16 protein-coding genes, 1 pseudogene and 1 other annotated feature are annotated in these 19,943 nt (G+C 36.0%); of the genes and pseudogenes, 11 read left to right on the plus strand and 6 right to left on the minus strand.

Annotated features, from left to right (window positions below; translation table 11 throughout):
- The first annotated feature begins 10 nt into the window (after window positions 1-10).
- Window positions 11-1,594: a long-chain-fatty-acid--CoA ligase gene (locus tag SPD89_RS12270; protein ID WP_336262241.1), complete on the plus strand. Its 1,584-nt coding sequence runs from the start codon at window positions 11-13 to the stop codon at window positions 1,592-1,594.
- 268 nt (window positions 1,595-1,862) lie between these two features.
- On the opposite strand, the gene SPD89_RS12275 is transcribed toward SPD89_RS12270, so the two are convergent.
- Both SPD89_RS12275 and SPD89_RS12280 read right to left on the minus strand, forming a co-directional pair.
- Complete coding sequence (locus SPD89_RS12275) at window positions 1,863-3,434, minus strand: 2-isopropylmalate synthase (RefSeq protein ID WP_336262242.1); 1,572 nt, start codon at window positions 3,432-3,434, stop codon at window positions 1,863-1,865.
- Between the two features lie 64 nt (window positions 3,435-3,498).
- Window positions 3,499-3,739 (minus strand) — a binding site (T-box leader).
- A gap of 76 nt (window positions 3,740-3,815) precedes the next feature.
- Window positions 3,816-4,262 carry a methyl-accepting chemotaxis protein gene (locus SPD89_RS12280; RefSeq protein ID WP_336262243.1) on the minus strand — a complete coding sequence of 149 codons (447 nt, stop codon included), beginning with the start codon at window positions 4,260-4,262 and terminating at the stop codon, window positions 3,816-3,818.
- A gap of 406 nt (window positions 4,263-4,668) precedes the next feature.
- Between SPD89_RS12280 and fni the strand changes: the two genes are divergently transcribed.
- The 6 genes from fni (at window position 4,669) to SPD89_RS12310 (ending at window position 11,780) form a co-directional block, all read left to right on the plus strand.
- The gene (gene fni, locus SPD89_RS12285; protein ID WP_336262244.1) at window positions 4,669-5,727 is read left to right on the plus strand and encodes a type 2 isopentenyl-diphosphate Delta-isomerase; all 1,059 of its coding nucleotides are present in this window, start codon (window positions 4,669-4,671) and stop codon (window positions 5,725-5,727) included.
- Window positions 5,728-5,871: 144 nt separating this feature from the next.
- A complete protein-coding gene (locus SPD89_RS12290) occupies window positions 5,872-6,561 on the plus strand; it encodes a DsbA family oxidoreductase (protein ID WP_336262245.1) in 690 nt (229 codons plus the stop codon).
- A 678-nt stretch (window positions 6,562-7,239) separates the two neighbouring features.
- Complete coding sequence (locus SPD89_RS12295) at window positions 7,240-8,010, plus strand: iron ABC transporter ATP-binding protein (protein ID WP_336262246.1); 771 nt, start codon at window positions 7,240-7,242, stop codon at window positions 8,008-8,010.
- Window positions 8,011-8,632: 622 nt separating this feature from the next.
- Complete coding sequence (locus tag SPD89_RS12300; protein ID WP_336262247.1) at window positions 8,633-9,688, plus strand: siderophore ABC transporter substrate-binding protein; 1,056 nt, start codon at window positions 8,633-8,635, stop codon at window positions 9,686-9,688.
- A gap of 33 nt (window positions 9,689-9,721) precedes the next feature.
- On the plus strand, window positions 9,722-10,720 hold the full coding sequence (locus SPD89_RS12305; protein ID WP_336262276.1) for an ABC transporter permease: 999 nt from the start codon (window positions 9,722-9,724) through the stop codon (window positions 10,718-10,720).
- A 4-nt stretch (window positions 10,721-10,724) separates the two neighbouring features.
- Window positions 10,725-11,780 (plus strand): iron chelate uptake ABC transporter family permease subunit, encoded by a 1,056-nt coding sequence (locus tag SPD89_RS12310; protein WP_336262248.1) that lies wholly within the window; start codon window positions 10,725-10,727, stop codon window positions 11,778-11,780.
- 151 nt (window positions 11,781-11,931) lie between these two features.
- Here SPD89_RS12310 and SPD89_RS12315 read toward each other — a convergent pair.
- A pseudogene (locus SPD89_RS12315) lies at window positions 11,932-12,223 on the minus strand (tRNA-dihydrouridine synthase); the annotation flags it as partial.
- A 217-nt stretch (window positions 12,224-12,440) separates the two neighbouring features.
- Here SPD89_RS12315 and SPD89_RS12320 point away from each other — a divergent pair.
- The 4 genes from SPD89_RS12320 to pstB all read left to right on the plus strand — a co-directional run bounded on the left by SPD89_RS12320 (window position 12,441) and on the right by pstB (window position 16,174).
- The gene (locus SPD89_RS12320; protein WP_336262249.1) at window positions 12,441-13,436 is read left to right on the plus strand and encodes a PstS family phosphate ABC transporter substrate-binding protein; all 996 of its coding nucleotides are present in this window, start codon (window positions 12,441-12,443) and stop codon (window positions 13,434-13,436) included.
- 46 nt (window positions 13,437-13,482) lie between these two features.
- Window positions 13,483-14,421, plus strand: coding sequence for a phosphate ABC transporter permease subunit PstC (pstC, locus tag SPD89_RS12325; protein ID WP_336262277.1), 939 nt, complete (start codon window positions 13,483-13,485; stop codon window positions 14,419-14,421).
- 54 nt (window positions 14,422-14,475) lie between these two features.
- Complete coding sequence (gene pstA, locus SPD89_RS12330) at window positions 14,476-15,324, plus strand: phosphate ABC transporter permease PstA (protein WP_336262250.1); 849 nt, start codon at window positions 14,476-14,478, stop codon at window positions 15,322-15,324.
- 70 nt (window positions 15,325-15,394) lie between these two features.
- Window positions 15,395-16,174, plus strand: coding sequence for a phosphate ABC transporter ATP-binding protein PstB (gene pstB, locus SPD89_RS12335; protein ID WP_336262278.1), 780 nt, complete (start codon window positions 15,395-15,397; stop codon window positions 16,172-16,174).
- A gap of 897 nt (window positions 16,175-17,071) precedes the next feature.
- Here the strand turns inward: pstB and SPD89_RS12340 are convergent.
- Genes SPD89_RS12340 through SPD89_RS12350 form a run of 3 tightly spaced genes read right to left on the minus strand, consistent with a single transcriptional unit; the run spans window position 17,072 to window position 19,928 of the window.
- Window positions 17,072-17,773 (minus strand): LutC/YkgG family protein, encoded by a 702-nt coding sequence (locus SPD89_RS12340; RefSeq protein ID WP_336262251.1) that lies wholly within the window; start codon window positions 17,771-17,773, stop codon window positions 17,072-17,074.
- Window positions 17,770-19,194: a LutB/LldF family L-lactate oxidation iron-sulfur protein gene (locus SPD89_RS12345; RefSeq protein WP_336262252.1), complete on the minus strand. Its 1,425-nt coding sequence runs from the start codon at window positions 19,192-19,194 to the stop codon at window positions 17,770-17,772. Before SPD89_RS12345 ends, SPD89_RS12340 begins: the two co-directional genes overlap by 4 nt.
- A gap of 17 nt (window positions 19,195-19,211) precedes the next feature.
- Window positions 19,212-19,928, minus strand: coding sequence for a (Fe-S)-binding protein (locus tag SPD89_RS12350; RefSeq protein WP_336262253.1), 717 nt, complete (start codon window positions 19,926-19,928; stop codon window positions 19,212-19,214).
- Window positions 19,929-19,943 lie beyond the last annotated feature (15 nt).

Below are 19,943 nucleotides of genomic sequence, written 5' to 3' on the forward strand. Positions count from 1 at the left end.
GGAGTAATCATTGAATTATCCATTAATTTTACCTCAGTTTTTAAAAAGGGCAGTAAAACTTTATGGCGATAAGGAAGCGGTGATAGGTGATAATATACGGCTAACTTACAAGGAGGTAAATGCTAGAGTAAATCAATTGTCATGCGGCTTAATTGAGTTAGGAGTAAAAAAAGGAGATCGAGTAGCTTATTTGTCGACCAACACTCCTGAAATGTTGGAAGGGTTTTTTGGCGTTTTACAACTAGGTGCTGTACTTGTTCCGTTAAATACTAGATTAAGCATAGATGATTTAATTTACATTATTAATCATAGTGGAGCTAAAATCCTCTACGCCGATAAACAATTTATTGAAAGTATACTTCAGGCGCGGGATCGTTTAACTATGGTTGAATCGATAATCAGTAATGGGACTGTAACCGAAGAGACAGGCGTTATTCCATACAATCGGTTTCTAAACTTTTATAGTAAAGAGGATATGGACTATTTTCACATAGATGAAAATGATTTAGCAACCTTACTTTATACAAGTGGTACGACAGGTGACCCTAAAGGGGTTATGTTAACACATCGTAATAATTATTTGCATGCTTTAAGCTCAATGCATCATTTGCGAGTTTCAGACGAAGACGTTCTCTTACATGTACTACCGATGTTTCATGTTAATGGATGGGGTTCACCATTTTATTATACAGCGAATGGGGCGACACATGTTTGTTTAGATAAAGTGAGACCTGATCTAATTTTTGAAAAGATAAATAAATATGGTGTGACGGTGATCCATATGGCACCTACCGTTTTAAATAGTATTTTAGAATATATTGAGAAAAATAAGGTACCGAAGCAAACACACCGTGTACGAATATTTGTTGCAGGAGCCGCTCCACCTTTAGCTTTTATTAAACGCGTTGAAAAAGAGTTAAATTGGAAATTTATCCAAGTGTACGGTATGACGGAAACATCACCATTAATTACGTACTCGGAGATTCGTGATACACAAAAGAATTTGTCGGAAGAGGAAATTTTTCATTTGAAAGCGAAAACAGGTTATGAATTAATCGGTTCTGAAGTGAAGGTAGTAAATGATAATGGTGCTGAAGTAAAGCGAGATGGTACAGAAATTGGAGAAATTATTGTCAGGGGCATTGGAGTGATGAAAGGTTACTGGAATGACCCTGAATCTACAAAGGAAAAGATCCGTGATGGTTGGCTTTATACTGGTGATTTAGCTGTTATTTACCCTGATAATAATATTGCGATTGTTGATCGTAAAAAAGATATTATTATAAGTGGTGGAGAAAACATCTCTTCATTAGAAGTTGAGAGTGTCATTTACGATCATCCTTCTATTAAGGAAGCAGCAATTGTGGCTACACCACATGAAAAATGGGGAGAGGTACCTTTAGCGTTGGTAGTTAAGCGTGAAGGATATGAAGGCACGACAGAGAATGAAATAATTGCCTATGCGCGCGCTAGACTTGCGCATTTTAAAGCGCCCAAAAAAGTTGTATTTATGGACGCATTGCCTAAAAACGGTAGCGGTAAAATATTAAAGCATGAGTTACGTAATAAATTTAATAAAGTGTTCACTACCTAATAGAGGATGTTCAAAAAGTCCGACAAAAATGACACTGCGAATCTCTTTGTTGGCTTGTTTCTCCGTTCCTTGAAAAAGGAAAGCACTTTTCTTGCGTGCTAGATCTTTGCTCATGTATCTAAATGCATACATTCCGGTGCTCGAAACTGCGCCGCCTTGAACTTCTTAGTCCTTTTTGCCTTCCTTTTTGAACAGTACTAATAAGGAAACAAGACATATAAAGTTCGCTCTCGATCAAGAATTTGATAAAGAGCGAACTTTCAGTCTTTTAGCTAACAGGAAGTAAATTCTCTACAATAATATTATTAATTACATTAATATACGCTTGTGCACTAGCTTTAATAACATCAGTATCTGCTGCATTTGCATTATATTTTTCTCCATTAAACTCAACAATCACTTTTACTTTTCCTAACGCTTCTTTCCCTCTGGAAACACTGCTTATTTTATACTCAAGTAGCTGAATGTCTAAATCAACAATATCGACGATTGCTGTATATAAGGCGTCGATTGGACCAGTTCCAACAGCGCTTCCGTGTAATATTTCATCACCTTTTTTCACTTTGACGCTAGCGGAAGGAAAAATTGTATTACTTACAACCTGTAGATCTTCTAACTCATAAAAGTTATTTGCGTAGTCCTCGATGTCTTTCTTTTCAATCTCCTGTTTAGCAAAATAGTTCTTCACAATTACATATAGATCATGATTGTATATTTCTTTTTTCTGATCGGCCAATGCTAGGAAATCGGTAAAAACTGCTTCGAATTGCTCGGCTGTTAAATCAATGAAACCAAGTTTATTTAATGTATCTTTAACTGCATGACGGCCTGATCGAGCGGTTAAAACAAGCTCCATACCGTCTAACCCAACATCTATGGGATTAATAATTTCATAAGCATCTCTTGATTTAAGTAGTCCGTCTTGGTGGATTCCTGAAGAATGAGCAAACGCATTATCTCCTGTAATTGCTTTATTCACTTGGACTTCTAATCCCATCAAACTACTGACGAGACGAGATGTGTTCATGATTTCTTTTGTTTTTATATTTGTATGGACATCATTGAAAACATCAGATCGTGTATTAATTGCCATTACTACTTCTTCTAGCGCAGCGTTACCGGCACGTTCTCCGATTCCATTTATCGTACATTCAACTTTATCTGCACCATTTTTAATTGCAGCAAGTGTATTTGCAGTTGCCATTCCAAGATCATTATGACAGTGAACGCTTAGTAATACTTGATCATTTAGATTCTTCAAACGGTCATTTAATTTATAAACTAACTCACCAAATTCTTCGGGTTCAGCAAAACCTACCGTATCGGGAACGTTAATCATTGTGGCTCCTGCTTTTACGACAGCTTCAATTGTAGACCACAAGTATTCAAAATCAGAACGTGAAGCATCTTCTGTAGAATATTGAATTTCTGGAAGGAGAGTTTTTGCATATTTAACTGCCTCCACTCCAATATCTAAAATTTGATCTTTCGATTTACTAAATTTCTTTTCTACGTGAATATCTGACGTACCTAGTACCATATGAATCATTGGTCGTTCTGCATGCTTTACACTATGATAAACAGAGTCGATATCTGCTTTAACTGCTCTTGCTAAAGCAGTAATCATAATATCATCCGTGTTTCCAACCTTCATTGCAATTTCTTTTACTGCATTAAAATCACCTTCAGATGATGCAGGAAACCCTGCTTCTATAATATCAACTTGCAGACGTTTTAATTGCTCGGCAACTTCTAATTTTTCATATAGATTTAGTTTCGCTCCCGGAACTTGTTCTCCATCACGTAAAGTTGTATCAAACACCCAAATTTTTCTCGACAATTTGAAGCACTCCCTTTTTTGTTAATTTTTATTTTGAAAATAAAAAACCCCGTCTCTATATAAAGATAGAGACGAGGATTTGCTCGCGGTACCACTCTAGTTAATTAATAAGTATATTAATTCAGCTCATTTTCAATGGCGATCACCATCTATCCATATAACGGTAGAAAACCGACGTCCGTTACTAAGATTTTCACGGAGTAGCTCTTGGACGAGTTCAAAGGTAAATAACTGCCAATTTTCACTAACCATTGGCTCCCTGAGAGCTTACTTATCCTTTTACTATTTCCAATCATTGCTTCATGTTATGTAATTTAAATGTAATTATAACGTGACTATTTATAACTGTCAATATTATTTTCAAAAAATAATATATATTTTCTATTTTAGTTTAAATCCGGAAATTTCCTGATTAAGCTGTTCAGCTAGTTCAGAAATTTCATCCATTGAACTGGATGTTTGCTGAGTAGACGCAGAAGATTGTTCCGCACCCGAGTCGGCTTCTTCAGAAACAGCGGCAATATCTTCAATTAAATTGTTCATGCGTTCACTATTTTCCGCTATTTCTTTTAATCTATTTGCAACTTGTGAAATACTGTTAGCCATTCCAGAGATGGAATTATCAATTGTACCAAAGCTTTCACCAGTTTTCTCGATCCGGCTAATACCTTCTTTTACTTCTTGATAACCTTCATTTAATGGTGTTACGCTTTCATTTGTTTCTGATTGAATATTCGTAATTTCTGTAACAGAGTTTGTTACTTGTTCTGCTAATTTTCTTACTTCATTTGCTACAACGGCAAATCCTCGGCCATGTATCTCCCGCACGTGCTGCTTCAATGCCGCATTTAGTGCAAGTAAATTTGTTTGCTCCGTATATCTTTTACTACTTGTACTAATTGAGAGATCTGATCAGACTGCTGATCTATTAAGAAATTCTTCCATTTCTTTTTGTTTTTATCTTCATTCCTCCGTTCTATTTGCAAATAATATAGGTAGGATAGGCACTTTTAATATGAAATATAATTAATGGGACTATTGTCTAAGGAAACTCTTTTTTTTACAGTCTAAACTGACCGAAATGAGAAGAGATAAACCGATTGCATTTGAATATTGTATTGTTTCGGTGTTCATTTATGAGAACCGCAGTGATTCACTTTTCTTTCAATGTAAACAAGAAGAAAGTAAACTGGTATTTAAATGGAACTAATACGCTTCAAGGGATGTGTTGCAAATGGAAACAGATATTAACGTTAGAAAAACAGAACATATTAGACTATGTTTGACGGAGCAAGTAGAAGGTGTAAACAAATCTACGGGACTAGAAGGAATATCATTTATCCACAATGCTTTACCTGAAATCAATTTTAATGATATCCAATTAAAAACAACATTTTTAAATAAACAGTTGAAAGCGCCTTTTCTTGTTAGTTCAATGACGGGTGGATCGGATCTAGCAGCAAAAATAAACATTAACTTAGCAACAGCTAGTGAAGAAAAAGGCTGGGCAATTGGATTGGGATCCACAAGAGCACTCCTAGAAAGTAAAGCACATGAAGAATCTTTTCTTATCAGAACCCATGCGAAAACCGTACCTTTAATCGCAAACTTAGGGGCTGTTCAATTCAATTATGGATACGGGGTAGAAGAATGCCAACGTATTATTGATCGAACAGAAGCTGATTCTCTCGTTCTCCATTTAAACAGCCTTCAAGAGGTTGTTCAAGATGAGGGAGATCTGAACTTTGAAAATTTATTACCTAAAATTGAAGAAGTATGCAAAAAAATTACGGTTCCTGTTGGTGTTAAAGAGGTAGGCTTCGGAATTGACGGAAGTGTTGCTAAAAAGTTACATGATGTAGGGATTGCATATATTGATGTAGCCGGTGCTGGTGGAACATCGTGGAGCCAGGTTGAGAAGCTACGTTCCAAAGACCCGCTCAGAAAAGCCGCTGCCGAAGCGTTTAACAATTGGGGAATCCCTACAAAAGACTGTATCGTATCTGTTAAAAGTGAACTTCCGAAAACTCCAATCGTTGCCAGCGGTGGAATGAAAACCGGACTTGATGCGGCTAAAGCGATCACTATTGGTGCGGATATCGTTGGTTTTGCACGCAGCTTATTACAGGCTGCAACAGAATCGGTACAAGCGGTTATGGAAGTGATGGATCAAATTGAATTTGAAATGAAAATGACGATGTTTGGTATTGGTGCAATAGATCTTGAGGCTTTAAAAAATACAAATCGAGTTAACATTATGGGACGATCATTATTGGATGATACAAACATATAAATGATAGAATGAACAGTGCTCTGTACTTTAGTTTTATGCTTTTTAAAGAATTGATAAATTGTTCTCTTTTTCTAAGCAGAATACTGTATGGGCAAGGAAAGATTATGATAAAATACGCTTTAGAACGTGAACGAGGTGTAGAAAGTGAAAATTGAAATATGGTCTGATTTTACTTGCCCTTATTGCTATGTTGGTAAAAAAAAATTAGAATTAGCAATTGAACAATTTGAACATAGACAATTTATTCAAATTGAATTTAAAAGTTATGAATTAGATCCTAATGTCTGTTTAGATTCGATTGAAGAAAAAATAAAGAAGTATGATATTCCAAATGAAAAAAAGCAAGAAATGAGAAGTCATGCGGAAGAAATTGGTTTAATTATTAATTTTGAAAGTCTCGTAGAAACAAATACATTTAATGCCCATCGTCTTGTTAAATATGCTGAAAAACAAGGTAAAGAATTAGATGTAATTGATCTATTATTTAAACGATATTTTAGAGATGGAGAAAATATTGGGGATAAAAATGTCCTATTATCGATTGCTGAAGAAGCGGGTTTAGATGATAAAGAGGTCGACTCTCTCTTATGTTTAAATAAATACGGAAGAGCAGTTCAAAACGATGAGTTAATTGCAAAAGAAATAGGCATAGAAGATGTTCCTTTTTTCATTTTCAATGAACAACTTGCGGTATCAGGCGTTCAAACTATTGAAATATTTAAAAACGTACTTGAAGAAACATGGGAAGAGTGTAAAGGACATTTAGACGTAAAAAAGGGCACTGAACAATGTTGTAAGTCCTATTGTGTTGGAGACGATTGTGATCAATTGTAAGATGTGAATAATTAGTGAATAAATTTGAAACAACTAACAAATGATCAGAATGCGTTGGTTGTTTTTTTTATTATCTATAAAAATAGATCGAATAGTCCTGCGGTGCTTTCGTGCCTAGTTCTCTGTGTAAAAGAGACTTGTAGCAATTTTAGAACCCTAGTTTTAATTCGTATCTAAATGTGAAAGATAAAAAAGGATAAAAATGTAATATGAAGTAATTCAGTTGCGCGCCCTAATTAATTTTGGTATACTCAGGTTGACGTACTAATTGATAATGAATATCATTATTATTTAGATTAATTCGTAGATAATAATGATGATAAATAGAGAGATTAAATATGAACTTCGTTATTTAGTAAAAATATTAACTATATTATCGGTTACATCAGTTTTTATTGGAAGGTGAGAAAGTATAAAATTTTCTTACTTCATAAGTGCAACTTTGGCTTTCGCCATAAAGGCTTGTCGATAAGCCTAGTTTTCTAAATGTAACAGATCTTTCTCCAACTGATTTGTTGAACTTAATAGAAGAGCAAGCCGAAGTCTTACTTGTAAGTAGAATTCCAAGATTTCTATACTGATTGCTGGTGCAATAACACACCATCAGGATATTATTATTAACTTTGTTGTTGATAATTAGTTCATTTATTAAATACCTAAAGAAAGTAGGGCGATGAGATGATCGAAATTAAAGGACTGACAAAGAGATATGGAAATAAATCTGTCGTAAAAGATGTATCGGTTCAAATTAAGCCTAAAAAAATTACGTCGTTTATCGGACCAAACGGTGCAGGGAAATCAACGTTACTCTCCATGGTAAGCCGACTGCTTGATGCAGACACTGGAGATGTGTTACTTGATAAAAACAATATAAAGAATATGAAATCTAATGAATTTGCTAAGCGTATTGCCATTTTAAGACAAGCAAATTTTTTCAATGTAAAACTAACGGTTCGACAATTAGTGTCGTTTGGTCGTTATCCATATTCAAAAGGTCGTCTGAATAAGGAGGATAATCGCATCGTCGATCAAGCGATTGAATATTTAAATTTAACAGATATCCAACATAAATTTCTAGATGAACTGTCTGGCGGTCAAAAGCAACGTGCATTTATTTCCATGGTTATTGCCCAAGATACAGAATATATTTTACTGGATGAGCCATTGAATAATTTGGATATGAAGCATTCTGTACAAATTATGAAAATATTACGTAAACTTGTCGATGAGTTAGGTAAAACAGTTGTGATCGTATTACATGATATTAACTTTGCTTCTGTTTATTCAGATCAAATCGTAGCATTGAGAGATGGACGTCTTGTAAAAGATGGTCCAACACACGAAATTATTAATTCAGAGGCATTAAACGAAGTCTATGATATGCATATTCCAGTTCATATGAAAAATGGTTGTCGTTTTTGCGTATACTTTGATTCTCAAATAGTTTAAAAGCAGGCTAACCGTTCCGAACTTCCAGAAGCCAAGTTGAGACATTAACTGTTTTCCTACAAATCTCCAAACTTCATGCTTTCTCAATGAATACCATTTGGGGAAAACATCTTCTCTATGGCAACTTTACTTAGGAGGATACAACTAATTTAAAAACAAAACGATTAATCGACCCCGTGCGTGCTTCTTTCATAGGGAGCACGCATGTCTATGATGTGGAACATAGTTTCAACCAAATGATTGTATCTTTTCAAGAAGCTTGTGTTTAAACGGTTTCTTCCATTGTTTAAGTTACTATTCTTACATGAATCATTTTATCATCGAATCTGTAGTTGAGAATGGAATGGGAATAATGGAATTTTTAAGCTGGTGATTATTGTACAAGGTATAAGATTAAAAATTTCAAACTTTCAAAATACAGTTGACAATGTTTTTTGATTTGATATACTCTAAATAGATTAATTGAGATTGATTATCAATATCAATGTTTTGTTTTGTCTTTGTGCACTATAGTGAAATAAGTATTATTTAAATCATGTACTAAAATATAACATAGATATTAATTTCATCAATTCAATAGTCTAAACTTCTAAAAATTTACATAAAGGGAGAATTAAAAGATATGAGAAAATCCAATATTTTCAGATTTACTTTTATTATAGCAATTTTCGCGATTTTCACTTTGATGTTGGGAGCTTGTTCAAATTCAGGTAATGAAACGGATGATGCTGATGAGCAAGTAAATGATTCTACTGAAACGGATGAAGAAGCAGGGGGTTCTTCCGAAGATACAACGATTGAAATCACTGATGCGCATGGAACTGTTACAGTCCCGGTAAATCCAAAGAATGTGGTTGCTTTAGATAGTAGAACTTTTAAAACATTATCTGATTGGGGAATTGAATTAGCTGCTGCTCCAAGGGATTTAATACCTGCAGATATACCATATGCAGATGATGAATCAATTCAAAACATAGGAAACCACCGTGAACCAAATCTTGAAATTATAGCAACTGTTGACCCTGAACTTGTAATTGTTGGTCAAAGATTTGGCGACTATTATGAAGATATAAAAGAATTAGTGCCAAATGCAGCTGTTATTGATCTTAATTTTGATGTTTCCGAGGAAGCGGATACTCCTGGAGACAATTTAGTAAATGGATTTAAGGATGCTACAACCACTTTGGGACAAATTTTTGATAAAAATGAAGAGGCTGAAAAGTTGATAGCCGATTTTGATCAAGCTATTGAAGATGCTAAATCAGCGTATAATGGAACGGATACAATTATGAGTGTTGTCGTATCTGGTGGAGATATTAATTTTTCAGCTCCTCAATCTGGTCGTGTTTGGGGACCATTGTATGATATTTTCGACTGGACTCCTGCATTAGAAATTGAAAAAGCTTCTTCAGACCACCAAGGTGATGATATTTCTGTTGAAGCAATAGCAGAAACTAATCCTGATTGGATTTTCGTAATGGACCGTGATGCTGCGATATCTTCTACAGAAGATGCAGTTCCTGCTCAAGATGTAATCGATAATGCACCTGCTCTTCAAAATACAACTGCTATTACTGAAGAACAATTATATTATGCACCAGCGGACACTTACACAAATGAATCAATTCAAACTTTTATAAAGATATTTGAAGATCTTGCTGATATTTTAGCTGAGTAGTATAGGAGAGTAACTATAGTGCCTAAAAATAGAATGCTGAAAATGTTTGGGGCTGGGAATTCCCAGCCCCAACGTTATAATCATCAAAAAATATGGACGAAACCTTTTATTTTAGCAATCATTGTTGTTATTATTCTAGGGATTATTTCTATGTTTACTGGAGTTTATGATATTCGAGGACAAGAGGATGGAATGGAGATGTTTTTCATCACTCGTATTCCAAGGACAGCTTCACTAATGTTGACTGGAGCTGCAATGGCGATGTCAGGACTCGTCATGCAGCTTATAACACAGAATCGCTTAGTTGAACCTACGACAACCGGAACAATTGAATGGGCAGGTCTGGGGCTGGTTATTGTTTATTTATTATTCCCTGCGCCAACTTTAGTTCTAAGAATGACTGGAGCAATCATTTTTTCCTTTATAGGAACGATGGTTTTCTTTTTGTTTTTAAGAAGAGTTAAACTTCGTTCTTCTTTAATTGTCCCGATTATTGGAATAATGCTTGGAGCGGTTATTTCTGCAATTTCCACTTTTATTGGACTCGCTTTTCAAATGTCGCAAAGTGTGGAAACATGGTTTGTAGGCTCTTTTGCATCGATTCAAATTGGAAGATATGAATATTTATGGCTGATTGTTGTAATTACTTTTCTTATTTTTATCTATGCTGATAGATTGACTTTAGCTGGATTAGGAGAAGATGTTACAACAAGTCTTGGAGTGAGTTATAATAAGATTGTTCTTATAGGTACTGGCCTTATTGCTTTTGCAGTTGGAATTGTTGCGGCTGTTATTGGAAACTTACCTTTTTTAGGTTTAATTGTGCCAAATATTGTTTCCATGTTTAGAGGAGATGATCTTAGGAGTAATTTGCCTTGGGTATGTGTGTCTGGAATGGGGGCGCTGACCATCTCTGATATAATATCCCGAACAATTATAAAACCGTTTGAAGTGCCTGTCTCGTTGATACTTGGAACAGTGGGCGCAGTTGTATTTATTGTTATTTTATTGAGAAGAAGGAGGCTAGGATAAAAAATTGGAATATATTAATAAGAAACATGTCGAAATTGATTCTAGCCTTCAAAATAAAAGTAGAGCAGCTAAAGCTTTTCGTTCTAAGAAGGATGAAAAACGTTATTGGATATTGCTGACAGCGTTGATTGGATTGGGCGTTCTTTCTTCGTACGGACTTTTAGTTTATAACAATCCAGTTCCAGTAGATTCGCCTTCTTTTATCCCCGTCGTAAAAAGAAGAATGGTAGCTATTACTGCAATGATTATTGCTGCAATTTGTCAGAGTATGGCGACCGTTGCTTTCCAATCGGTTACGAATAATCGGGTTATAACTCCTTCACTTTTAGGATTTGAAGCACTCTACTCTACCATTCATACAAGTACAATGTTTTTCTTTGGTGCTAGTGTATTTATAGGTTATAGTGGCACTGGATCATTTATATTTCAAGTGGTTGTTATGGTGTTGATGTGTTTGATACTTTATGGGTGGTTGCTTTCTGGAAAGTATGGGAATTTACAACTTATGCTTTTGGTTGGAATCATTATCGGAACTGGGCTAAGATCTCTGTCAACTTTTATGAGAAAACTGCTTGCACCGGCTGAGTTTGATATTTTACAGGCAAAATTGTTTGGTTCTGTCAATAATGCGGACTCAGGTTATTTTCCGATTGCAATTCCAATAATAATAATTGTAGGATTTCTTCTTTTTGCTTATTCTAAGAAATTAAATGTATTGTCGCTCGGAAAGGATATCTCTAAATCCTTGGGAGTTAATCATCAATTCAGTATAATTTATGTTCTTGTATTAGTTTCTATTTTAATGTCAGTCTCAACGGCTTTGGTTGGGCCACTTACTTTCTTCGGGTTTTTGGTTGCAACTTTGAGTTATCAGTTGGCGCCAACTTATGATCATCGCTATATTTTTCCAATGGCTCTTGCTATCGGATTTTTAATACTAACTGGGTCATATTTTATTATGTACCATGTGTTTAATGCTCAAGGCGTAGTATCAATTATTATCGAAATTGTTGGTGGATTAACATTTTTAATTATAATTTTAAAGAGGAAGACTTTGTGATAATTTGAGTTTACCAATACTTTTATTCCTCATCTGTTAAAAGTCGTGCGTGATTGCTTTCAACAGAATTGAGGATATTTTTTTGCTGTCTGTCTTAGGGAGCGAGAGCGCTAGGCCTTTCTAGACCGAGTGTCACGAGCGCAACCTATAATGGGTTTTTAAAGATTCCACGCCCAATCATAATTCCATCCACACCGTATTGTTCGACGATCAGGTATATCTCCGTTAATCGTTAAGAGAGTCTGCGGAGCTATTTTATCCCGAAGTTTCTAGATTTATGGAATCAATTCCCAATGTGCATCTACATTGGGAATTTTTTTCTTTGTTCGTAAATGAATAGATAAATTTACAATGTCTAGTTTAAGGATGTGGGTCAACCACTCCTTCCATTCGTCAATATACGTATATCCGAGCCTTGTTTTTACACTTACAGGCAGTCCACCTATTCAAGTTCATTTTCTTATAAAATGTACTATATTTCCCAGTCTACTAGCTCAATGTGAACAGAGAAAGAACGTCATATTCATTCATAAAGGAAACGTTTTGGTAAGTGTCTTTATAAAATTTACATCTTCTTTACATTAAATTAATCGTTAATACACATTCGAGTTTTATACTGATGTTGAAGTTAAAAATCTTTCAAAGGAGAGGAATCAAAGAATGGAGCTTAAAAAATTGTGGGGGCTTTTAGTTATTGGAGTATTAGCTGTTGTTTTAGTAGCTTGTCAGAGTTCAGATTCAGAAAGTAAAGAGTCAAATGAAACAGCAGAAAAGAACGAAGAACAAGTGAAAAGTGATAGTACGGATCTTGAAGGCAGTGTCGTAATTGATGGTTCAGGAACAGTGTACCCTTTAATGGCAAAAATTGCAGAAGAATATATGTCGACAGAACAAGAAGGAGTTTCTGTAGAGGTTGGTCGAGCAGGAACTAGTGCAGGGTTTGAAAAGTTTTTAGTAGAGAATGGTACAGATTTTAACGACGCTTCTAGAGAAATAAAAGATGAAGAAGTACAAAAAGCAGAAGAATTAGGGATTGAAGTAAAAGAACTTAAAGTTGCACTTGATGGTTTAACATTTGTGATCAATCCGGAAAATGATTGGGCAACTGAAATGACAGCAGAAGATATAAAGAAAATTTTCCTAGCTGATGGTGGAGTAACGAACTGGTCGGACATTAATCCAGAGTGGCCTGATGAGAAAATCAATACGTATGGACCAAATGAAAGCCATGGAACATATGAATTTTTCTTTGAAAATGTGTTGGAAGAACAAGATTTAGTCAACGACGTTAATTTACAGCAAGAATATTCAACATTAGTAAACTTAATAGCTGATGACAAAAATGGGATTGCATTTTTTGGATTTGGTTACTATGTGAACAACCAGGATAAACTTCAAGCAGTGCATGTTGACTTTGGGGATGGGCCTGTAGAGCCATCATTAGATACAATTGCTGAAGATGGGGATTATGCAGATTTTACAAGACCTGTTTTCACCTATTTAAATGTAAATAACGCAAAAGAAAAAGCACAAGTACTTGACTTCGCCGAATATACCTTAGAAAACATCAATACATTTGCAGGTGAAACCGGATTTGCACCGATTCCTAATGAAGAAATCCAAGAGAACTTAGAGTTTTTAGAAGGTCTAGAATAAATAATACTAAATTTATCAGAAAGGAGGTTTCTTTTTGGCATACTCAATGGATGGTGAAAAAGTGAATGTTCAAAGATTAATAGAAGAAAAGCAAAACTCTAATAAATGGAGAGTAAGGATGGAAAAAGTTGTTCCATTTATTCTCTTTTTAATTGCTAGTATATCCATTGTTACAACAATAGGGATCATGTACATTCTGTTAAAAGAATCTATGCAATTTTTTAAAGAGGTATCTATCATAGAGTTTTTCACGGGAACAGTATTAAAGCCTTTGAGTTCCGAAGCGTCATTCGGAGTGTTGCCTTTGTTAATGGGGACATTAATTTCTACAACGATTGCAATGCTCGTGGCACTTCCTGTTGGGCTCATGTCGGCAATCTATTTAAGTGAATACGCTCCAGATCGAATTAGGAGAATTTGTAAGCCACTACTTGAAGTATTAGCTGGTATTCCTACGATTGTATATGGATTCTTTGCATTCACCTTTGTTACTCCCATATTAAAACATATTATTCCGGAGCTTGAAGCTACGAATATTTTAAGCCCGGGAATAGTAATGGGAGTCATGATTATACCGATGATAGCTTCTTTATCAGAAGATGCAATGAGTGCTGTACCTAACACGATGCGAGAAGGTGCTTTAGCGTTAGGGGCTACTAAACTAGAAGTGGTATTCAAAATTGTTATTCCAGGAGCACTTTCTGGGATAATTGCTTCGGTGGTACTAGCTTTATCTAGAGCAATCGGAGAAACAATGATTGTAACAATAGCAAGTGGAAGTACAAAGAATTTCACCTTGGATGTAACTCAATCAATGCAGACGATGACTGCTTATATTGTTGAAGTAACAGGTGGAGATGCTCCAGCTGGTTCAACCATTTATTATAGCTTATATGCCGTTGCAATGACGCTGTTTGTTTTTACTCTTGTAATGAATTTGTTTGCAACTTTCATTTCAAAAAAGTGGAGATACCAATATGAGTAAGAAAAGGGGAGAATGACCATTCATTATATAAGTGCAAGTGAAAGAGGTACTAGAATGAAAATGCGTATTATTATAAATGAATTAGCAAAGTATCTTTTTCTTCTAGCAACATTGTTTGGAATAGTAGTTTTAGGAATTTTATTATATCAAATTTTTGCAGATGGATTCAGTTGGCTAAATATTGACTTTTTAACAAACAAGCTATCGACAGATGCTGAAAAAGCGGGGATATTAGGTGCTATTCTTGGAACGCTTTGGTTAATGCTTGTCGTTGCACCGGTAACGATGATTTTAGGTGTGGGCACGGCAATTTATTTAGAGATGTATGCTAAAAAGGGAAAAATACAGTCTATCATTCAAACGAATATTTCTAATCTTGCAGGTATTCCATCCATAGTATATGGAATTCTTGGTATGACGGTTTTCGTAAGAACATTACAGCTTGGAAATATTGTGTTAGCTGGTGGTCTCACAATGGCTTTATTAATATTGCCAATCACGATCGTGGCTAGTCAAGAAGCGTTACGGGCCATACCCGCTAGTTTAAGTGAGGCATCATACGGGATGGGGGCAACGAAATGGCAAACGATTAAAAATATCGTTCTTCCCGCTGCATTACCAAGTATTTTAACAGGAGCTATCCTTTCTCTATCTAGAGCAATTGGTGAAACTGCACCGCTCGTTGTCATTGGCATTCCTGCTTTATTAATACCATTACCAGGAAGTATATTTGATAAATTTACTGTCCTTCCTGTACAAATATATTATTGGACCTTAGATTCAACGATGATTAAGGAATATGCTAATCTTGCGGCAGCTGCGATCATTGTATTGCTAGCTTTACTATTAATTTTAAATTTGACAGCGATTATCATTCGAAATAAGTTTCAAAAAACATATTAATAAGGAGTTGGGAAAATTGAGTACTGTAACAATTGAACGTCCTAAAAATAAACCACAAGCAAATGTAAAAGTGTTAAAGACGGTAGAAGTAAATAAGAAAGCTATGTTCGAAACACAAAATTTTAATTTATGGTATGGGGAAAAGCAAGCGTTAAAAAATATCGATATTTCCATTCATGAAAAAGAAGTAACGGCAATCATTGGACCTTCCGGCTGTGGAAAATCTACTTATTTAAAAGCGTTAAATAGAATGGTAGAGCTAGTCCCGAATGTCCGGATGACTGGAAAAGTCATTTATGATAATAAAAGTATTTTTGATCCTTCGGTAACGGTGGAACAACTGCGAACCCAAGTCGGAATGGTTTTCCAAAAACCAAACCCATTTCCGAAATCAATTTATGATAATATTGCTTATGGACCCAAAATACATGGGATACGAAATAAAATGATTTTAGATGAAATTGTTGAAACAAGCTTACGGAATGCGTATCTTTGGGATGAAGTAAAAGATCGTTTACATGAAAATGCGTATAGACTATCTGGTGGTCAACAACAAAGATTATGTATTGCTCGATGCTTAGCGATTGATCCTCGTGTAATTTTGATGGATGAACCAACATCAGCTTTAGACCCGCAGTCGACGTTAAAGGTGGAGGAATTAATCCGTACATTAAAAGAAAAATACACGATTGCTATCGTTACCCACAATATGCAACAGGCAGCTAGAATTTCAGATCGAACTGCATTTTTTCTGAATGGAGAAGTAGTTGAATTCGCCGAAACAGCCCATATCTTTAATAATCCAAGTGATAAACGTACGGAAGGATATGTCAGCGGCCAGTTCGGTTAATTAAATATCAATCTCAACACGTTGAACTATCTGAGAAAGATAGTTTTATTTTTTTAGGAAAAAGCAGAATAACCACGAAGATGCCGATTTAACCACAGGAAACTAGAAATACCCACGGTCTGCTGCGTTATCCAGCTAAATCGTGAAATGCCCACGAAGCTACCGATATATCCACGGGAATCTAGAAATATCCACGAAGAACAGGATTTAACCACGGGAATCGTGAAATAACCACGAAGATCAAGGTTTATCCACGGGAATCCTGAAATACCAAGGTCTGCTGCGTTATCCAGCTGAATCGTGTGAAATATCCACGAAGATACCGATTTAACCACATGAATCCCGAAATACCCACGGTCTCCTGCGTTATCCAGCTAAATCGTGAAATGCCCACGAAGCTTCCGATTTAACCACGGGAATCCCGAAATATCCACGGTCTCCTACGTTATCCAGCTGAATCTAGAAATATCCACGAAGCTTCCGATTTAACCACGAGAATCCTGAAATACCCACGAAGCTTCCGATTTAACCACGGGAATCCCGAAATATCCACGAAGCTTCCGATATATCCACGAGAATCCCGAAATATCCACGAAGATACCGATTTAACCACGAGAATCCCCAAATATCCACGAAGATCAGGACTTAAACACGGGAATCCCGAAATGCCCACGGTCTCCTGCGTTATCCAGCTGAATCGTGAAATATCCACGAAGCTTCCGATATATCCACGAGAATCCCGAAATATCCACGAAGATCAGGATTTATCCACGAGAATCGTGAAATAACCACGAAGTCTCACTTTATCCAGCTAAATCGTGAATAACGAGGTTCTCATTTATCCATTGGAAAAATCGCCTTGCACTTTGGCGAGGGCGACTTAAAAAAATGTAATAACTATTCAACAACAATATAAGTAGCCTTCACAGGACCATGTACACCGACTACTAAATTTAACTCGATATCTGCACTATTACTTGGACCCGTTATGAAGCTAACACAAGATGGGATTACTTCACCATTTTTGTTTTTTTCATGGATGATTCGTGTTGCTTGGGACATTCTAGGCACAAGCGTTTCTTTAGGGATAATTGCAATATAATGAGTTGGAAGCAAGCTTATCGTACGGCTGTTATTTTTATTGTTTAGTAGTGTTACCGTTCCGGATTCTGCTAATGTTATATCACTAAACGTTATCCCAATATTTGCTTGTTCCGCAAAATGAACATTTTCGTTGCCTTTCTTTTCATCCCATTTACAAACTTCGATATGATCGGAATTAAGATGATCATAAAAAGAGCTCAATCCGAATGCTGAATTTCGTTTATCATTTGCTGTTATGATTGATCCTCCACCATATTCGATAATCGTCTCATGCAATATCCCCGGTAAATTTTGTTTCGTTCCTCTTTTAAACGTAGTGTGAATCACTTTACATTGTTCTTCTAAAACATCAATTAATTCATTTTTAGACAGTTCATGATATACTTCCCATTGCGGTTGTTTCGTCCACACAGGTTTTGTAATTTCAGTCTTTATTCGCGGTCTGTTAAGTTGGTCAGCAATATTTTTTAAAAAACTTTCTCTGTTTTTAATCATTGTGTTCTTCCTTTCTGCCTGTTACGATACCACGAGCGAAAGGTTTGTCTTTTTGGAGCTGGAAAATCACGTGTATCTGTCCAACCTTTTAATGGTCCGGGTCCATTGGATATTTGTTCTTCTTTTATCCATGGTTTTAAGGTCGTTCTAACCATTTTTGCACTTAGTTTATAAGCGGCGGGATTTGATGCCCATTGTGCAAATCCTGCCATCATCATTTTTTCTGAAACAGGTGCTTTATTTTCTTTTTCCACAATTATTTCCCGGTGTCTAATAAGCAATTCATGTAGTGGTATTTTTACGGGACAGGCTTCTGTACATGCCGCGCATAAAGATGACGCATAAGGAAGTTCTTGATGATTTTCATACCCATCAAGAAGAGGTGTAATGACCGCGCCGATTGGTCCCGGATAAATGGATCCATATGCATGGCCGCCGATATGACGATAAACTGGACAAACATTAATACATGCTGCACAACGAATGCAATGTAGAGCAGACTGAAATTCTGTTCCAATTATTTTGGAGCGTCCATTATCAACAATTACGAGATGGAATTCGGATGGTCCATCGATTTCTTTGTCAAGGCGCGTTCCAGTTAACGCTGTAATATAACTTGTAAGTTTTTGACCTACCGCAGCTCGAGTTAACAGGCTTACTAATATATCAAGTTCTTCCCATGTCGGTACAATTCGTTCCATCCCCATGACAGCTATTTGTGTATCTGGTAAGGAAGTGGCAAGCCTTGCATTACCTTCATTTGTAACAAGTGTCACTGTTCCTGATTCTGCTACAGCAAAATTACAGCCGGTTATTCCAATATCTGCTGATAAAAAATCTTTGCGCAATTGCTCACGGGCAAAAAGGGTAAGGTCTTCGGGAATTGCAGTTCCGTCATACCCTTTTTTATCTGCAAAAACGTCACGAATTCTTTCTCTATCCTTATGTAAAGCAGGTGCAACAATGTGAGAAGGGGGATCATTATCTAATTGTAAAATCCACTCACCTAGGTCTGTTTCAACAACTTCAACCTCTTCTTTTTGCAATACTTCATTAAGACCAATTTCTTCTGTCACCATTGACTTAGATTTAACTACTTTTTTTCCGTTTTTCTGTTTGACAACAGTTTTAATATAATCAGTGGCTTCTTCGGCTGTTTGTGCAAAAAATACATTTCCACCACGCTTTACAACTTGATTACTTAACTGATCTAAATAATAGTCGAGATGTTCAATCGTATGTTTACGGATTTCTTCCCCCAAAGCTCGCCAATCATCCCAGTTTCCGATCCCTTCTTCAGACCGAATACGTCCCGTTTTCAAACGCTCTTGTGCTGATGAAACAGCATTTCTCATAAATGTATCGTCTAATCCTTTTTGTACCCGCGCTTCGTAAGGACTTTGATTAATTTGAATACCCATAAAAATCCTCCTTCCAATTATTGTGTATTTAATATTTCAGCAATATGAATGACTTGCACATTTTTCCCTTCACGAGACATCATGCCGCCAATATTCATTAAACATGCCATATCGCCCCCGACTAAATAATGAGCTCCTGTTTCTGACACATGTCGTGACTTTTCTTTCACCATTTCCGTTGATATGTCGGCATTTTTAATCGCAAATGTTCCACCAAACCCGCAACAATCTTCTTTCATCGGGAGCTCGATTAATTCTATCCCTTTTATTTGTTTTAAAAGTTGAATAGGTGCCTCCTTCACTCCTAGAACTCTAGTCATATGACATGAAGGATGATAAGTGACTTTCCCAACGAATTTAGAGCCGACATCAACGACATTCAAGATATCAACTAAAAATTGCGTTAACTCATATGCCTTATTTGCAAGCTCTGTTGCTCGTTCTTCCCATACAGGATCACCGGCAAATATTTTTGGATATTCTTTTAACATACCGACACATGAACCAGATGGCCCTACTACATATTCGGCATGTTCAAAAGCCTGAATCATTTGTTTCATTGCTTTCTTCGATTGTTGTAAATAACCGCTATTAAATGCAGGCTGCCCACAACAAGTTTGGGATTCAGGAAAATCGACTTCACATCCTGCACGTTCTAAAATTTCTACCGTATCCTTGCCCACATTTGAATGAAACATATCACATACACAAGTAATAAATAAGGAAACTTTCATACTGATTGTCACCTC

It is taken from the genome of Pseudogracilibacillus sp. SO30301A (assembly GCF_037072025.1).
Lineage (GTDB): Bacteria > Bacillota > Bacilli > Bacillales > Amphibacillaceae > Pseudogracilibacillus.